Raw genomic sequence first — 14867 nt, forward strand, 5'->3', positions numbered from 1 at the left:
CGCGTCCGGTCGTTCCTCACGCCGTACCGTCCTCACCCGTCGTCTGGCCCGGCAACACCGGATGTCCGCCCTGCACGCCGTGCAACGGGCGATCCGGGTCGTGCCGCAGCAGCAATACCGCCACGTCGTCGTTGAGACTGCCCCCGTGCAGGTCTTCCACCGCGGCGACCGCCGAATCGATCAGGTCGTAGCCGGAAAGCCCGGCCGCCAGCAGCCGGCCGATCAGCGGCAACAGGCCGTCGGTGCCCAGCCGCTCCGGGCCCGGGCCGATCCGGCCCTCGATCAACCCGTCGGTGTACAGGAGCAGCGACCAGTCCGTGCCCAGCTCCATCGACTCGTGGCTCCACCGGCCGTCCGGGAACAGGCCCAGTGCCGGGCCGGTGGCGCCCTCGGACAGCGGCGCGATGCCCTTGGGCGTGAGCAGGAGCGGGGCCGGATGACCCGCGAGGTAGACCCGGCCGCGCCGCCGGTCGGGCTCGATGATGGTCATGCACAATGTGGCGAACATCTCGTCCGAGCGCCGCTCGTGCTCGAAGATCCGCTCCAACGTGGTGAGCAACTCGCCGCCGGTGAGACCGGCGAAGATCAGCGAGCGCCAGGCGATCCGCAGGTTGACCCCGAGCGCGGCCTCGTCCGGGCCGTGGCCGCAGACGTCGCCGATCATCACGTGCACGCGCCCGTCGGCGGTCTGCACCGCGTCGTACAGGTCCCCGCCGAGCAGCGCGCGCTGTCGACCGGGCCGGTAGCGCGCGCGGAAGTCCAGCGACGGGTCGCGCAGGATCGGGGCGGGCAGCAGCCCGCGCTCCAGACGCGCGTTCTCCTGCGCGCGCAGCTCCGACTCCACCAGCCGGCGCTGCGACTCGTCGGCCCGTTTGCGCTCCAGGGCGTAGCGGATCGCCCGGGACAACAGCGAGCCGTCGATCTCCTGCTTGACCAGGTAGTCCTGGGCGCCGGCGGCCACCGCGGCCGAGCCGCGGTGCGCGTCGGACAGACCGGTGAGCACGATCACCGCGGTCCGCGGCGCGAACAGCAGCAGCCGATGCAGCCCGTTGAGCCCCTCGGCGTCCGGCAGGCCCAGGTCCAGCAGGACACAGCCGATGTCCTCGCCGAGCTTGACCATGGCCTCGGCCATCGACCGGGCCCAGACGATGTCCATCGGATCCGGCGAGTCGGCGAGCAGTTCCTCGACCAGGAAGGCGTCCCCCGCGTCGTCCTCGATGAGCAGGACGCGCAGCGGATGCGCGGCGACCGGGTCCGACGCCGAGGAGGCGGGCATCGGTACCGCGCGGTAGTCGGTCCGTTCGACCGCTCCGCCGTCGCCGCCGTACGCGGGGCGCACGCCACCACCTCCGGGATTGATGTCGCCGCACGAATCGTTGTCGTTCGGCAATCGAAAAAGGACGATAGCGCGGCCGGGTGCAAGCGGGTAACCGTAGGCCGTACGGGGCGCTCCCGACTCAATCCCGGCCGCCGGCCCGTTCCGCCGCGTCGCGCAATACCGCGAGGGATTGCACGAGCGAGTCCAGCTCGTCCGCCTCCAGGTGTATCAAGACTTGGGCCAGGGCCTGTCGTCGAGCCGATCGCAGCTCCTCCACGAAGCCCATCCCGTCGGGCGCCAGCCGCAATACCACCTCCCGGCGGTCGGTCGCGCTCAGCTCGCGCACCAGCAGGCCGGCATCCTCCAAACGGTCGCACAACCGGCTCGCCGAGGACGGGATGGCCCGTAGCCGGGCGGCCAACATGTTCAGGTTGATGCCGTCGTGGTCGGCGATCACGAGCAGGGCCCGCAACTGGGACGGCGACACCCGACCGCGCAGGTCGCCGTGTGCGTGGGTGCGTACCGCGGCCATCCACTCGCACAGTGCGTCCACACGATCGAGCAGCTCCGCGGGTAGGTCCCCTTCTCCTCGGGCCACGGACATCCGGCCACTGTGCCGGCTATCGGAGGGGGAGCGCCACGTCCGGGCCGGCAGGCTGGTGCCCATGACACCGATAACGCTGGTTCGCGGAGACATCACCGAGCAACACGTGGACGTGATCGTGAACGCCGCGAATTCGTCCCTGATGGGCGGCGGCGGTGTCGACGGCGCGATCCACCGCAGGGGCGGTCCGGAGATCCTGGCCGAGTGCCGGGCGCTGCGGGCGGCGAAGCTGGGGCGCGGCCTGAAGACGGGCGGGGCGGCGGCCACCACCGCGGGCCTGCTCCCGGCGCGGTGGGTCGTGCACACGGTGGGCCCGGTGTACAGCCATGCCGAGGACCGGTCCGCGCTGCTGGCGTCCTGCTACCGCGAGGCGCTGCGGGTGGCGGACGAGCTCGGCGCGACCTCGGCGGCGTTCCCGGCGATCTCCGCGGGCGCGTACGGCTGGCCGCTGGAGGATGCGGCCCGGATCGCGGTCGAGACCGTGCACGCGACGCCGTCCGGGGTGGCCGAGGCGCGCTTCGTGCTGTTCGAGGCGCGCGCGTACGTCGCGTTCGAGCAGGCGGTCGCGGCACTGTAGGCCGTGTCGGGCGGCGCGGCCCCACCAAGACGTGCCGGACCGGCCCAGGCCCGGACATGCGGGTGGGCCGGACCCGAAGGCCCGGCCCACCCGCATGTCCGGATCCCGTCAGGTGCCGGTCGCGGTCGCCTTGGCACTGCCCGACGGGGAGCCCGACTTCGAGGTGCTCGGCGCACCGGTCGACGGCGGCGTCGACGTGGGCGGCTTCGAACTCGGCGGCGTCGTCGTGGGCGGCTCGGTGCTCGGCGGCGGGGTGACCGGCGGAGTGGTCACCGGCGGCGTGACCGGCGGTGTCGTCACCGGCGGGGTGACCGGCGGCTTGGTCGGCGGCTTGCTCGGCGGCGGAGCCGGGACGTTGGGGATCGCCGGGGCGTTCACCGTGCCCGCGCCCGCATCGGGACGCACCACGCCGAGGATCGGCATCGAGCCGGCATTGGCCACGGTGATCGTGCGGCCCGGTCGCGGCGCGTGCACCATCTTTCCGTTGCCCAGGTACATGCCGATGTGGCTGGCGTCGGAGTAGTAGACGATCAGGTCGCCCGGGCGCATGTCGGCGACCGGCACGCGCGGCAACGACGCCCACTGCTCCTGCGAGGTGCGCCGGATCGGCACCCCCGCGAACGCCCACGCCTTCGACGTCAGACCCGAACAGTCGTAGCCCACGGGTCCCACGCCGCCCCAGATGTAGGGCTTGCCGATCTTGTCGATCGCGAACGCGATGGCCAACGCGGCCTTGGGGGTGGTCTGTTGGTCCGGCTTGCCGATCAGGGTGTTCAGCTGGGCCTGGCCGGCCTCCGCGGACAGCGCCTCCATCCGGGCCAGTTCGGTGAGCTGCTCGGGGGTCAGACCCGCGAGTATCTTCTCGGCCTCGGCGATCCGGGCCTGGATGTCGGCCCGCGAGGCGGCGGCCTCCTGCTCCAGCCGACGGCTCTCGGCGAGCTGGGTGTCCGCGCTCTTCTGCATCGCGGTGAGCTGGAGTTCGGCCTGCTTGGCCCGGGTGATGGTGTCCAACTGCGTCTGCGAGATGTGCTCGTACGCCGGCGCGTCGCGCAGGAAGCCCTGCGGGTTCGACGACAACATCAGGGTGAGCAGCGGGTCCATCCCGCGGGTGGTGTACTGCAACCGGGCCAGCCGGCCGAGGTCTTCCTTGGCCTTCTCGACGTTCTGCCGGGCCCACACCACGCCCGCGTTCACGTCGTTGACCTTGACCTGCGTGCGGCCGAGCTGTTCGGTGGTGGCGTTGAAGCGCTCGGTGGCCTGCTCGGCCTGGCGGTACAACTCCTGCACTCGGGCCTGGGCGGCCAGCAGGTCCTGCACCGACGTGATCGCGGTGTTCGCCGGCGGCGGCACGGGCGGGACACCCGGGTCCGCCCACGCGTTGCCGCCGAACAGGGCCGCGCACAACAGCGCCACGCCGCAGCTGGTCACAGCCCGGGTTCGCAGGCCGATACGGCCCCCGAGTTTCACCATGCTTTCGCCCTTTCGGAACTCGATGCTCGCCTGCGACGTACGGGCCGATTCCATCCGACGACGTCGATTCGAACCGGAACCGGTGCTCTCGGAAAGGCAGTTACCGAGCACCGACTCAGCGTCGGATCCTTGCATGTTCCGGCGACGATGGGCAGAGGAGAATTCGTGATCGTCCGGTTATCGGAACGGACGAATCCCGCCATTCACGGACGACACGCCGAGCCGAACCGCGGTCAAGTGAACGCGGTGTGCTCAAGATTTCATGTGCCGTTCCGGATCGGACACGAGTCACCGGAATGTATCAATGGCGCCGGCTGATATGTCGGTGCCCCGCGGCGCCACCGCCGACCACGCCACGGTCACCTCGCCCTGCCGCCGACGCGCCGGCCCGTCGCACACCGGCCAGTCCCGGGCCAGCGTCTCGGTCGCCGCGAGCCAGCGCTGCCGGGCGCCGAACGCGGCCAGCGGCGCGTGCAGATCCCAGGCCCGGTCGAACGCGGCCAGGAACGCGTGCACCGGCTCGCCCGGCACGTTGCGGTGGATCAACGCCTTGGGCAGCCGCTCGGCCAACTCGGACGGACGCCCGAAGCCGGCCAACCGGGTGGCGAAGGTGACCGTGCGCGGGCGCGCGTCCGCCCCGATGCCCAGCCAGACCGCGCGCCGGCCCAATTCGTCGCACGTGCCCTCGACGAGCACCCCCTCCGGGGCCAACCGGGCACACATCCGGCTCCAGGCCGCCGGCACCGCGTCCTCGTCGTACTGCCGGAGCACGTTGAACGCCCGGATCGCGGTCGCCGAACGGCCGGCCGGCAGCGGCACCTCGAAGCCGCCGCGGGCGAAGCTCAGCCCGTCCCGGGCGTGGGGGAGCGCTGCGGCCACCCGCTCCGGATCGATCTCGAACCCGATCACCTCGACGTCGGCGCGCACCGTACGCAGCCGGCGGAGCAACTCGAGCGTGGTCACCGGCGAGGCGCCGTAGCCGACGTCGACCACCAGCGGATCCACCGCGCCGCGCAGCAGCGACCCGTGCACCCCGGTCAACCAGCGGTCCACCCGGCGCAGCCGGTTCGCATTGGTGGTGCCCCGGGTGATCACCCCGCTGGGCCGCGTCCGGGCTGCGGTCCGCGGTCCCGCTCCCGGGGTGCCGATTCCCGACATGCCGCGCGTACCCATGCTCGCAGGGTAGGGGAACACCTCCGTGCGCCCCCGCGAGCGGTCCGGATCACACTCCGCCGGGGAATCCCCTCCCCTCACGATGGGTTGGTTCTTGAATTGGGCCGCGAACCATGGACGGGCGGTCCACGATCGGTAGTAGCTCTGTACAACTAGTAGCTCTGTGTACACGTGGTAGCTCTGTACACCGGACAACATGACACGGGGCCGGCCTGGGAGGTCAACGAGTGAGCCACCACGTCCAGCGCGCGATCACATTGGGAGCGCGCCGGGGGGCACCTCGTCGAATCGCGACGCTGAGCGTTCACACCTCCCCGCTGCACCAACCCGGCACCGGCGATGCCGGGGGCATGAACGTCTACATCGTCGAACTGAGCAAGCGGCTGGCCGCGCTCGGCATCGAGGTGGAGATATTCACCCGCGCCACCGGCAGCGACCTGCCGCCGGTGGTCGAGATGGCACCGGGCGTCCTGGTCCGGCACGTCACCGCCGGGCCGTACGAGGGCCTGTCCAAGGAGGACCTGCCGGCCCAGCTGTGCGCGTTCACCTCCGGGGTGCTGCGCACCGAGGCGATGCGCGATCCCGGGCACTACGACCTCGTGCACTCGCACTACTGGCTCTCCGGCCAGGTCGGCTGGCTGGCCAAGGAACGCTGGGGCGTGCCGCTCGTGCACACCATGCACACGATGGCCAAGGTCAAGAACGCCTCGCTGGCCGGCGGCGACGCCCCCGAGCCCCGGGCCAGGGTGATCGGCGAGTCCCAGGTGGTCGAGGCGGCCGACCGGCTGGTGGCCAACACGATCGAGGAGGCCGATCAACTGATCGACCTCTACGACGCGGCGCCCGAGCAGGTCGCGGTGGTCAACCCCGGCGTGGACCTGGAGACGTTCTGTCCCGGCGACATGGCCGACGCGCGCCGCCGGCTGGGGGTGCCGGTGGACGCCACGGTGATCCTGTTCGCCGGTCGCATCCAGCCGCTCAAGGCCCCCGATGTGCTCCTTTACGCGATCGCCCACCTGCTGCAGGCGGATCCCGCGCTGCGCGACTCGCTGGTGGTCGCGGTGGTCGGCGGGCCCAGCGGCAACGGCATGGCGGCGCCCGAGCACCTGCACAAGCTGGCCGCGACGCTGGGCATCCACGACGTGGTCCGGTTCCAGCGACCGGTTCGTCAGGACGTGTTGGCCGACTGGTACCGCGCGGCCACCGTCGCGGTGGTGCCCTCCTACAACGAGTCCTTCGGCCTGGTCGCCATCGAGGCCCAGGCCTGCGGGACCCCCGTGGTCGCGGCCGCGGTCGGCGGCCTGCCCACCGCCGTGCGCGACGGCGTCTCCGGCACCCTGGTGCGCGGCCACAATCCGGTGGACTACGGCCTGGCCCTGCGCGACCTGATCCGCGCCCCCCGACTGCGCCAGGACTACTCCGGCGGCGCGGTCCGACACGCGGCGGCCTTCGGGTGGTCCTCGGCGGCGGCCTCGATGGCCGAGGTCTACGCCGACACGCTGGCCCGCAGCGCCGCCCCGCGTGGGCGGGTCGTGGGCGGGCAGTAGCGTCGAGGCGTCGAGACGAATGGGGTGGGTCGTGGGAGCCGAACAGGACCGGGCCGCGGAGATCGTCCGCGCGGCCCTGAAGGACGCCGGCATCGAATGGGAGCAGTCCGCGCCGAGCACGTTCGTCGCGGTGTTGCCGGGCACCCGCAAGCTCAAGACGGCGGTCTCGCTCACGGTGGGCGCGCACACCCTGGCCGTGAGCGCGTTCGTGATCCGGCACGCGGACGAGAACCACGCGGCCTTTTACCGCTGGCTCCTGGAGCGCAACGTGCGGATGTACGGCGTGGCCTTCGCCGTCGACAAGCTCGGCGACGTCTACCTCAACGGCCGGCTGCCGCTGGCCGCGGTGAGCGTCGACGAGGTGGACCGGATCCTGGGCGTCGTGCTCCAGGCCGCCGACGACAGCTTCAACACCCTCCTGGAGATCGGCTTCGCGACCTCGATCCGGCGCGAATGGGACTGGCGGGTCGAACGCGGCGAATCCCTGAAGAACCTGGAAGCCTTCGCCCGGTTCGCCGCACCGGAGAACCGCGAATAGACGCCGTGCCGGCGGCTCGATCGCCTGGATTAGGCTCCTGGGCATGGCTGATGCTCTCTACAAACTGATCCTTCTGCGGCATGGCGAAAGCAAGTGGAACGAAGCCGGACTTTTCACCGGCTGGGTCGATGTCGACCTGACCGAAAAGGGTGAGAAGGAGGCCGCGCGCGGCGGGCAGCTGCTGCTCGACGCGGGCGTGCTGCCGGACGTCCTGCACACCTCGCTCCAGCGCCGCGCGATCCGCACCGCCCAGCTCGCACTGGACGTGGCCGACCTGAACTGGCTGCCCGTGCGTCGCTCGTGGCGGCTCAACGAGCGGCACTACGGCGCGCTCCAGGGCAAGGACAAGAAGCAGACCCTGGAGGAGTTCGGCGAGGAGCAGTTCATGCTCTGGCGCCGCTCCTACGACACGCCGCCGCCGCCGCTCGCGGACGACGACGAGTACTCGCAGTTCGCCGACCGCCGGTACGCGTCGCTGCCGGAGGAGATCCGACCGCGCACCGAGTGCCTCAAGGACGTCGTCGAGCGCATGCTCCCGTACTGGTACGACGCGATCGTGCCGGACCTGCTCGGCGGCGACACCGTGCTGGTCGCCGCGCACGGCAACTCGCTGCGCGCGCTGGTCAAGCACCTGGACAAGATCTCGGACGCCGACATCGCGGGCCTGAACATCCCCACCGGCATCCCGCTGCTGTACGAGCTGGACGCGAACCTGCGTCCGCTCACCCCGGGCGGGCGCTACCTCGACCCCGAGGCCGCCGCGGCCGCGATCGAGGCGGTCAAGAACCAGGGTCGCAAGTAGATCCGAACATCGGGTGAACATTCGATCGGCTTCGCGCGGGGCGCCCACCTGTCACGGAAGGGGTCGGGCGCCCCGCACGCGCCGGGCTGTGGGCCCGAGCGCCGGTTCAGCGACCGCAACTGCCCCCACAATTGCATGCGGAACCGGACTTACATCCACAGCCGCAGCTTGCCGGGCAGTTGCAGCCCGGCGTGGGGGCCTGCGGCTGGGGCGGGGTCTGCGGGTCGGACATGACGACCTCCGAACGATCACCGGTGACAGGCGTGGCGCACGGATGAACGACACATGAAGATCTGCACGAGGGACCCTCTGGACGGTTTCACCCGTTCGGAGCAGCTCTACCCTGGAACATGTGGACGTGAACGTTGCTGCTGCCGCTTTGGCCGCTGTATCCGGATTGGCCGTGGGTGTGGCCGGCACCCTGGCCTTCCGCTGGAGTGAGCGCGCCCAGGGCAGAGGCACGGCCGTGGCGCCCGCCACGGGCCCGTCGCTGCCGCCCGGAGTGGCCACGGTGTTGTCCGTGCTGCGCTCCTCGGCGGTGGTCCTGGACGAGTTCGACACCGTCGTGAAGGCGAGTTCGGCCGCCTACAAATTCGGCCTGGTCCGCGGTGACCAACTGGTGCCCGACGATCTGCTCGCGATGGCGAAGGAGACCAGACGCGACGGCGAGATAAGGCAGCGGGACCTGCTGTTGGCCCGCGCCGACGGCGAGGCGCACGAGTTCGAGGTGTCCGCCCGGGTCGCGCCGCTGGGCTCGCGGCTGGTGCTGCTGCTGGTCGAGGACCGTACCGAGGCCCGCCGGGTGGACGCGGTGCGTCGCGACTTCGTGGCCAACGTGAGCCACGAGCTCAAGACCCCGGTCGGTGCGCTGTCGTTGCTGGCCGAGGCGGTCATGGACGCCAGCGACGACCCCGAGGCGATCATCCGCTTCGCGGGGCGCATGCAGATCGAGTCGGCCCGGCTGACCAATCTGGTGCAGGAGCTGATCGACCTGTCCCGGGTGCAGAACGACCATCCGCTGCATCACGTGGGCCCGGTGCCGCTGGACGAGTTGGTGGCCGAGGCCGCCGACCGCTGCCGCCAGGCCGCCGAATCCAAGCAGATCACGCTGGCGATCGGCGGGGATCGCGAGCTGATCGTGCCGGGGGACCACAATCAACTGGTGATGGCACTGGGCAACCTCGTCGAGAACGCGGTCAATTACAGTCCCGCACGGACGAGGGTCGACATCGAGGTCAGAGCCGAGGCACGCATGGCCGTCATCACCGTTTCCGACCAGGGGCTGGGCATTCCCCAGCGCGACCTGGATCGCATTTTCGAGCGGTTCTACCGCGTCGATCCGGCCCGTTCGCGGGCCACCGGCGGTACCGGCTTGGGTCTGTCCATCGTCAAGCACATCGCGGCGGGCCACGGGGGAGAGGTAACCGTGCGCAGCCTGGAGGGTGTGGGATCCACCTTCACCCTGGTGCTGCCTTTCAAGTCCAGTACCTCTCAATCGATGTCGATGACATCGTCGACCCCATCCATGGAGGCTTCACGATGACCCGTGTGCTCGTCGTCGAAGATGAAGAGTCCTTCAGCGACGCGCTGTCGTACATGCTTCGCAAGGAAGGCTTCGAGGTGGCCGTCGCCGCCACCGGTCCCGAGGCCTTGGAGCTGTTCGACCAGGGCGGCGCCGACCTGGTGCTGCTCGACCTGATGCTGCCCGGGCTGCCCGGCACGGAGGTGTTCCGCGGGCTCAGGGCCAAGTCCAACGTGCCGGTCATCATGGTGACGGCCAAGGACAGCGAGGTGGACAAGGTCGTCGGTCTGGAGATCGGCGCCGACGACTACGTCACCAAGCCCTATTCCACGCGTGAGCTGATCGCCCGGATCCGCGCCGTGCTGCGGCGCCAGGGCGGCGAACCCACCGACGAGCCCCGGGCGATCGAGGCCGGGCCGGTGCGGCTCGACGTGGAGGCACACCGGGTCACCGTGGAGGGTCGGCGGATCGACCTCCCGCTCAAGGAGTTCGACCTGCTCGAAGTGCTGCTGCGCAATGCCGGCCGGGTGCTGACCCGGATGCAGCTGATCGACCGGGTGTGGGGCGTCGGCTACGTCGGCGACACCAAGACGCTCGACGTGCACGTGAAGCGGCTGCGCGCCAAGATCGAGCCGGACCCGGGCGCCCCGCGCTACCTGGTCACGGTGCGCGGTCTCGGGTACAAGTTCGAGCCCTGACCGGGCCGGGGGCACCCCTTCCCTACGACGGCGCCCGCGCCGCCCACCGTTCACCGGGGGCGGCGCGGGCGCCGTCGTATGTACCCGTCGTGCGGGTGCCGGGTGCGATCAGCCGCCGGCCGGGGCCGACGAGCTGTTGCGCGGGGTGCCGGTCGCACCGGTGTTGCCCGTCGCGGGCGCCGTGGCGCTGCCCGTGCTGTTGACGGGAGCCCCCGTGGCGGGCGCCGTCTGGGTCGGCGGGGCGGGCGGGGCCGGCGGCGGCGGGGTGAACGCCGGGGTCGGCTTGAGCTGCGCGTAGTAGCTCGTGGGCGAGTGCACCGACACGTCCAGCGAGGTCTCGCCGGCGGTGCCGAACACGAACGTCACCCGACGGAACGAGCCGGCCTCCACCTTGGCGGCGTCCGGGAAGACCAGCGGGCCGAGGTAGGCCTTGCCCAGCGGGCTGTTCGCGGCCACCTCCTTGGGCGGGTCGACCATGTACACGGCGCCGCCGGCCGGGATGGTCAGCGGACCGCCCAGGGCCTGACCCGCGCCGTCGACCGTCACCTTGGTGATCGTCTCGGGCTTGGTGCCCTCGTTGAACAGCGCACCACCGAGCGCGACCAGGTTCTTGCCCGGGTCGCTCGTCACCAACTGCACGTTCTGGATCTTGAGCGAGCCGAACGCCGTATTGGCGGTGTCGGGCTTGATCTCGTTGGTCTCGGCGTCCTTGCCACTGGCGCAGCCCGCGGCCAGGGGAAGGACGACGGCGACGGTGGCGGCGAGGGCGCCGCGTCGAAGGCTGCGGCTCACGGCGGCGGCATCTCCTTGAAGATCTTGGATCGAGGACCGGTCAGGACGACCGGGGACAGCGTACTCAGCCCGGGCGGACGACTTGTACGCGGCTCACCGCCCCGACGCCCCGGCTGCGACCGGGTCGATCCCGTTCGATGATCTCGAACACGGGGCCGACACCGGTGGGGCCCGTGTGACATATGGGTCGCGCGAGAGCGACCGACTCACGACCGGGAGGGGCTGTTTGTCGGTTTTGTTCGAGTCCTGCGGGTGTGGGGTTCCCTGTCCCAGCACGGCCACAGGCCCGTTGTCAAGCCCCGACTAAGGCTCTGACCTGCGCAAACGTCATTCAGTAGGGACGTGTCCCGTGTTACCCTAGAAAGCCACGGAAGGGGTACCTGTCACATGACGTTCAAGGTTGGCGACACCGTGGTCTACCCCCATCACGGGGCCGCGCTGATCGAGGCGATCGAGCAGCGCACGATCAAGGGTGTGGACAAGACCTATCTGGTGTTGAAGGTCGCCCAGGGTGATTTGACCGTCCGCGTGCCTGCGGACAACGCGGAGTTCGTCGGTGTTCGGGACGTGGTGGGCCAGGAAGGGCTCGACCGCGTCTTCGAGGTGCTGCGCGCTCCGCACACCGAGGAACCGACGAACTGGTCACGACGTTACAAGGCGAACTTGGAAAAGCTCGCTTCCGGTGACGTTATCAAGGTCGCGGAGGTCGTGCGCGATCTATGGCGCCGCGAGCGTGACCGCGGCCTGTCGGCAGGCGAAAAGCGCATGCTGGCAAAGGCTCGGCAGATCTTGGTGAGCGAGTTGGCGCTTGCCGAGAACACGAACGAGGACAAGGCCGAGGCCATCCTCGACGAGGTTCTGGCTTCCTGAGCCGTAGGATCCGCCCGTCGATGACGGACGGATCCGCCGGTGCGGTGTCGACGCCACATGGCGTCGGCGCCCGGGTGGTTTGAGGGGACTTAGTTGAACGCTGCGGTCCTTGTGCCCGCTGCAGGGCGTGGTGAACGGCTCGGTCCCGGTGCGCCCAAGGCGTTGCGTGAGCTTGGGGACATCCCGATGCTGGTGCACGCCGTCCGGTCGCTGTTGGCCGCCCGCGGGGTAACCGCGGTCGTGGTCGCCGCTCCGCCGGACGGTGTCGCCGGTGTCCGGGAACTTTTGCGTGCGCATTTGCCTGCGGAATCACCCGTAAGGGTGGTCGCAGGCGGTGCGACACGCCAGGAATCGGTGCGATTGGCGCTGGCTGCCGTGTCGCCCGAGCACGACGTCGTGCTCGTGCACGACGCTGCGCGGCCGTTCGTGCCGGCCCGGGTGGTGGAGGCGGTGATCGCCGCCGTCGCCGACGGGGCCGACGCGGTGGTGCCCGCCATGCCCGTGGTGGACACGGTCAAAGAGGTTTCCTCGGTCGACGGTGCGGAGACGGTGGTGCGCACGGTCGACCGGTTGCTGCTGCGTGCCGTACAGACCCCGCAGGGCTTTCGGCGGGCCGTGTTGGCGCGCGCGCACGCCGAGGCAGGCGGATTCGGCGGGGAAGGTGCCACCGACGACGCGGGCATGGTCGAACGCCTCGGCGGCACGGTCGTGGTGGTGCCCGGTTCGGAAGAGGCGTTCAAGGTGACCCGCCCGTTCGACCTGCTGCTCGCCGGCGCGCTGTTGGCGCGCCGCGCGGAGGCGGCGGACGGGCCGGCGATCGGCGCGGAGGGTACGGAGATCGACGTTGTCCGGTGAACACACCACCCCGGTCGGGCTGCCCCGCACCGGCATCGGGGTGGACGTGCACGCCTTCGAAGAGGGCCGAGAGTTGTGGGTGGCCGGTCTGCACTGGCCCGGGGAGACCGGGCTGGCCGGACACTCGGACGCCGACGTGGTCGCGCACGCCGCGTGCGACGCGTTGTTCTCGGCGGCCGGGATCGGCGACTTGGGCGCACACTTCGGCACCTCGCGGCCACAGTGGTCGGGAGCGTCCGGGGTGACGCTGTTGACCGAGGCGGCGCGACTGGTGCGGGCCGCCGGATTCGAGATCGGCAACGTCGCGGTCCAGGTGATCGGGGTGCGGCCGAAGGTGGGCCGGCGCCGGGCCGAGGCCGAGGCCGCGCTGTCGGCCGCGGTCGGTGCGCCGGTGTCGGTGTCGGGCACCACCACCGACGGGCTCGGGCTGACCGGGCGGGCCGAGGGAGTGGCCGCGATCGCCACCGCGCTGGTGGTGGCGACCGGAGTCCACCGGTGACGATCGTTGTTCGAACCGAGGGATAACGGGGAACGCCGCGCCGCCCCGACACTCTAAGCTTGCGCGTGTGAGCATGCGCCTGTACGACACCAGCACCCGCACGGTCCGGGACTTCGTGCCGCTTGTCGAGGGACAGGTCTCGATCTACTTGTGTGGTGCCACCGTGCAGGCACCGCCGCACATCGGGCACATCCGATCGGGGCTGAACTTCGACGTGCTGCGCCGGTGGTTCGCCCACCGCGGCAACAACGTCGTGTTCTGCCGCAACGTCACCGACATCGACGACAAGATCATCGCGAAGTCGTGCATGCAGGAGATTCCGCACTGGCAGCTCGCCCAGACCAACGAGCGTGCCTTCGCGGACGCCTACACCGCGCTCGGCTGCCTGCCCTCGACGGTGGAGCCGCGGGCGACCGGGCACATCCCCGAGATGATCGCGATGATGGAGCGGCTGATCGCCACGGGGCACGCCTACCCGTCCGGCGGCGACGTGTACTTCGACGTGTCCTCGTTCCCCGCCTACGGCGCGCTTTCGGGTCAGAAGCCGGACGCGATGCGCGAGGCGGAGGACGCGGGCGCGGGGGCGGCCGGCAAGCGGGATCGGCGCGACTTCGCGCTGTGGAAGTCGGCCAAGCCCGGCGAGCCCTCGTGGGAGACCCCGTGGGGGCAGGGTCGTCCGGGCTGGCACCTGGAGTGCTCCGCGATGGCGCACAAGTACCTGGGGCCCGCGTTCGACATCCACGGCGGCGGGCTCGACCTGGTGTTCCCGCACCACGAGAACGAGATCGCCCAGTCCAAGGCGGCGGGCGACCCGTTCGCCAACTACTGGATGCACAACGCATGGGTCACCCTCAGCGGTGAGAAGATGAGCAAGTCGCTCGGCAACTCCGTGCTCGTGACGGAGATGCTCAAGCGCTGGTCGCCGCTGGTCCTGCGGTACTACCTGGCCACCCCGCACTACCGGTCGATGATCGAGTACAGCGAGGAGGCCCTGCGCGAGGCCGAGGTCTCGTTCGGGCGGATCGAGGGTTTCCTCGAGCGCGCGGGCGAGCAGACCGGGGTGATCGAACCGGCGGCGCAGGTGCCGGCGGTGTTCGCGGCGGCGATGGACGACGACCTGGGCGTGCCGCAGGCGATGGCGATCGTGCACAACACCGTGCGCGACGGCAACACCGCACTGGCGGCGGGCGACAAGGACGCCGTCGTGCGGCATGCGGCGGACATCCGGGCGATGCTGGGCGTGCTCGGCATGGACCCGCTGTCGGAGCAGTGGACGGCGGGCGCCTCGGCCGGTCGTTCGGACGAGCTGCGCGGGGTGGTCGACCACCTGGTCAAGCTCGCGCTCCAGCAGCGCGAGGCCGCGCGGGCCCGCAAGGACTACGCCGCGGCGGACGCGGTCCGGGACAGCCTCACGGCTGCCGGGGTCGTGGTCGAGGACACCCCCGACGGCCCCCGGTGGACGCTGCACCGGGACTGAGCCGACAAGGGCCCGCCGGGCCCGACGAGAACGTGCCGTACGGCCGGATCGCCACGAGGTGGCGGGCCGGCCGTACGGTTGTAGTGGCGGTCGCCCTCCGGAGCGGCCGGGGATCGCAACGAAGG

The 14867-nt window shown here is 70.8% G+C and carries 15 protein-coding genes; 10 read left to right on the plus strand and 5 right to left on the minus strand.

Annotated elements, in window-relative coordinates; all coding sequences use genetic code 11:
- Positions 1 to 16 precede the first annotated feature (16 nt).
- Both ACFZBU_RS37220 and ACFZBU_RS37225 read right to left on the minus strand, forming a co-directional pair.
- Positions 17 to 1390 carry a PP2C family protein-serine/threonine phosphatase gene (locus ACFZBU_RS37220; RefSeq protein ID WP_391588163.1) on the minus strand — a complete coding sequence of 458 codons (1374 nt, stop codon included), beginning with the start codon at positions 1388 to 1390 and terminating at the stop codon, positions 17 to 19.
- 67 nt (positions 1391 to 1457) lie between these two features.
- On the minus strand, positions 1458 to 1922 hold the full coding sequence (locus ACFZBU_RS37225) for a MarR family winged helix-turn-helix transcriptional regulator (RefSeq protein ID WP_391588164.1): 465 nt from the start codon (positions 1920 to 1922) through the stop codon (positions 1458 to 1460).
- Between the two features lie 61 nt (positions 1923 to 1983).
- On the opposite strand from ACFZBU_RS37225, the gene ACFZBU_RS37230 reads away from it, so the two are divergent.
- Positions 1984 to 2499 (plus strand): O-acetyl-ADP-ribose deacetylase, encoded by a 516-nt coding sequence (locus ACFZBU_RS37230; RefSeq protein WP_391588165.1) that lies wholly within the window; start codon positions 1984 to 1986, stop codon positions 2497 to 2499.
- A 108-nt stretch (positions 2500 to 2607) separates the two neighbouring features.
- Here ACFZBU_RS37230 and ACFZBU_RS37235 read toward each other — a convergent pair whose 3' ends face one another.
- Positions 2608 to 3969, minus strand: a complete 1362-nt coding sequence (locus ACFZBU_RS37235; protein ID WP_391588166.1) for an NlpC/P60 family protein — start codon at positions 3967 to 3969, stop codon at positions 2608 to 2610.
- 288 nt (positions 3970 to 4257) lie between these two features.
- Positions 4258 to 5142: a class I SAM-dependent methyltransferase gene (locus tag ACFZBU_RS37240; RefSeq protein ID WP_391588167.1), complete on the minus strand. Its 885-nt coding sequence runs from the start codon at positions 5140 to 5142 to the stop codon at positions 4258 to 4260.
- Positions 5143 to 5369: 227 nt separating this feature from the next.
- On the opposite strand from ACFZBU_RS37240, the gene mshA reads away from it, so the two are divergent.
- The 5 genes from mshA (at position 5370) to ACFZBU_RS37265 (ending at position 10249) form a co-directional block, all read left to right on the plus strand.
- On the plus strand, positions 5370 to 6689 hold the full coding sequence (mshA, locus tag ACFZBU_RS37245) for a D-inositol-3-phosphate glycosyltransferase (protein WP_391588168.1): 1320 nt from the start codon (positions 5370 to 5372) through the stop codon (positions 6687 to 6689).
- Between the two features lie 19 nt (positions 6690 to 6708).
- Entirely contained in the window at positions 6709 to 7227 is a 519-nt protein-coding gene (locus ACFZBU_RS37250) for a YbjN domain-containing protein (protein WP_391588169.1), read from the plus strand.
- A 43-nt stretch (positions 7228 to 7270) separates the two neighbouring features.
- The gene (locus ACFZBU_RS37255) at positions 7271 to 8029 is read left to right on the plus strand and encodes a phosphoglyceromutase (RefSeq protein WP_391588170.1); all 759 of its coding nucleotides are present in this window, start codon (positions 7271 to 7273) and stop codon (positions 8027 to 8029) included.
- A gap of 352 nt (positions 8030 to 8381) precedes the next feature.
- On the plus strand, positions 8382 to 9572 hold the full coding sequence (locus tag ACFZBU_RS37260; RefSeq protein WP_391588171.1) for a sensor histidine kinase: 1191 nt from the start codon (positions 8382 to 8384) through the stop codon (positions 9570 to 9572).
- Positions 9569 to 10249: a response regulator transcription factor gene (locus ACFZBU_RS37265; RefSeq protein ID WP_020552235.1), complete on the plus strand. Its 681-nt coding sequence runs from the start codon at positions 9569 to 9571 to the stop codon at positions 10247 to 10249. Before ACFZBU_RS37260 ends, ACFZBU_RS37265 begins: the two co-directional genes overlap by 4 nt.
- A gap of 108 nt (positions 10250 to 10357) precedes the next feature.
- Here the strand turns inward: ACFZBU_RS37265 and ACFZBU_RS37270 are convergent, their stop codons facing one another.
- The gene (locus ACFZBU_RS37270; protein WP_391588172.1) at positions 10358 to 11041 is read right to left on the minus strand and encodes a hypothetical protein; all 684 of its coding nucleotides are present in this window, start codon (positions 11039 to 11041) and stop codon (positions 10358 to 10360) included.
- A gap of 387 nt (positions 11042 to 11428) precedes the next feature.
- Here ACFZBU_RS37270 and ACFZBU_RS37275 point away from each other — a divergent pair, with 387 nt between their 5' ends.
- From ACFZBU_RS37275 to cysS, 4 genes are all read left to right on the plus strand, one after another.
- Positions 11429 to 11911: a CarD family transcriptional regulator gene (locus tag ACFZBU_RS37275; RefSeq protein ID WP_020552233.1), complete on the plus strand. Its 483-nt coding sequence runs from the start codon at positions 11429 to 11431 to the stop codon at positions 11909 to 11911.
- 93 nt (positions 11912 to 12004) lie between these two features.
- Entirely contained in the window at positions 12005 to 12766 is a 762-nt protein-coding gene (ispD, locus tag ACFZBU_RS37280; protein ID WP_391588173.1) for a 2-C-methyl-D-erythritol 4-phosphate cytidylyltransferase, read from the plus strand.
- The gene (gene ispF / locus ACFZBU_RS37285; RefSeq protein WP_391588174.1) at positions 12756 to 13265 is read left to right on the plus strand and encodes a 2-C-methyl-D-erythritol 2,4-cyclodiphosphate synthase; all 510 of its coding nucleotides are present in this window, start codon (positions 12756 to 12758) and stop codon (positions 13263 to 13265) included. Before ispD ends, ispF begins: the two co-directional genes overlap by 11 nt.
- Positions 13266 to 13332: 67 nt before the next feature.
- On the plus strand, positions 13333 to 14742 hold the full coding sequence (gene cysS, locus ACFZBU_RS37290) for a cysteine--tRNA ligase (RefSeq protein ID WP_391588175.1): 1410 nt from the start codon (positions 13333 to 13335) through the stop codon (positions 14740 to 14742).
- Positions 14743 to 14867 lie beyond the last annotated feature (125 nt).

This window comes from Embleya sp. NPDC008237 (assembly GCF_042956465.1).
Lineage (GTDB): Bacteria > Actinomycetota > Actinomycetes > Streptomycetales > Streptomycetaceae > Embleya.

Excerpts from the sequence above, each read along its gene's own strand:
- ACFZBU_RS37275 (WP_020552233.1), top strand. The coding sequence starts at position 11,429 with ATGACGTTCAAGGTTGGCGACACCGTGGTCTACCCCCATCACGGGGCC.
- ACFZBU_RS37250 (WP_391588169.1), top strand. The coding sequence starts at position 6,709 with ATGGGGTGGGTCGTGGGAGCCGAACAGGACCGGGCCGCGGAGATCGTC.
- ACFZBU_RS37265 (WP_020552235.1), top strand. The coding sequence starts at position 9,569 with ATGACCCGTGTGCTCGTCGTCGAAGATGAAGAGTCCTTCAGCGACGCG.
- ACFZBU_RS37240 (WP_391588167.1), bottom strand. The coding sequence starts at position 5,142 with ATGGGTACGCGCGGCATGTCGGGAATCGGCACCCCGGGAGCGGGACCG.
- ACFZBU_RS37225 (WP_391588164.1), bottom strand. The coding sequence starts at position 1,922 with ATGTCCGTGGCCCGAGGAGAAGGGGACCTACCCGCGGAGCTGCTCGAT.
- ACFZBU_RS37235 (WP_391588166.1), bottom strand. The coding sequence starts at position 3,969 with ATGGTGAAACTCGGGGGCCGTATCGGCCTGCGAACCCGGGCTGTGACC.
- ACFZBU_RS37255 (WP_391588170.1), top strand. The coding sequence starts at position 7,271 with ATGGCTGATGCTCTCTACAAACTGATCCTTCTGCGGCATGGCGAAAGC.
- ACFZBU_RS37230 (WP_391588165.1), top strand. The coding sequence starts at position 1,984 with ATGACACCGATAACGCTGGTTCGCGGAGACATCACCGAGCAACACGTG.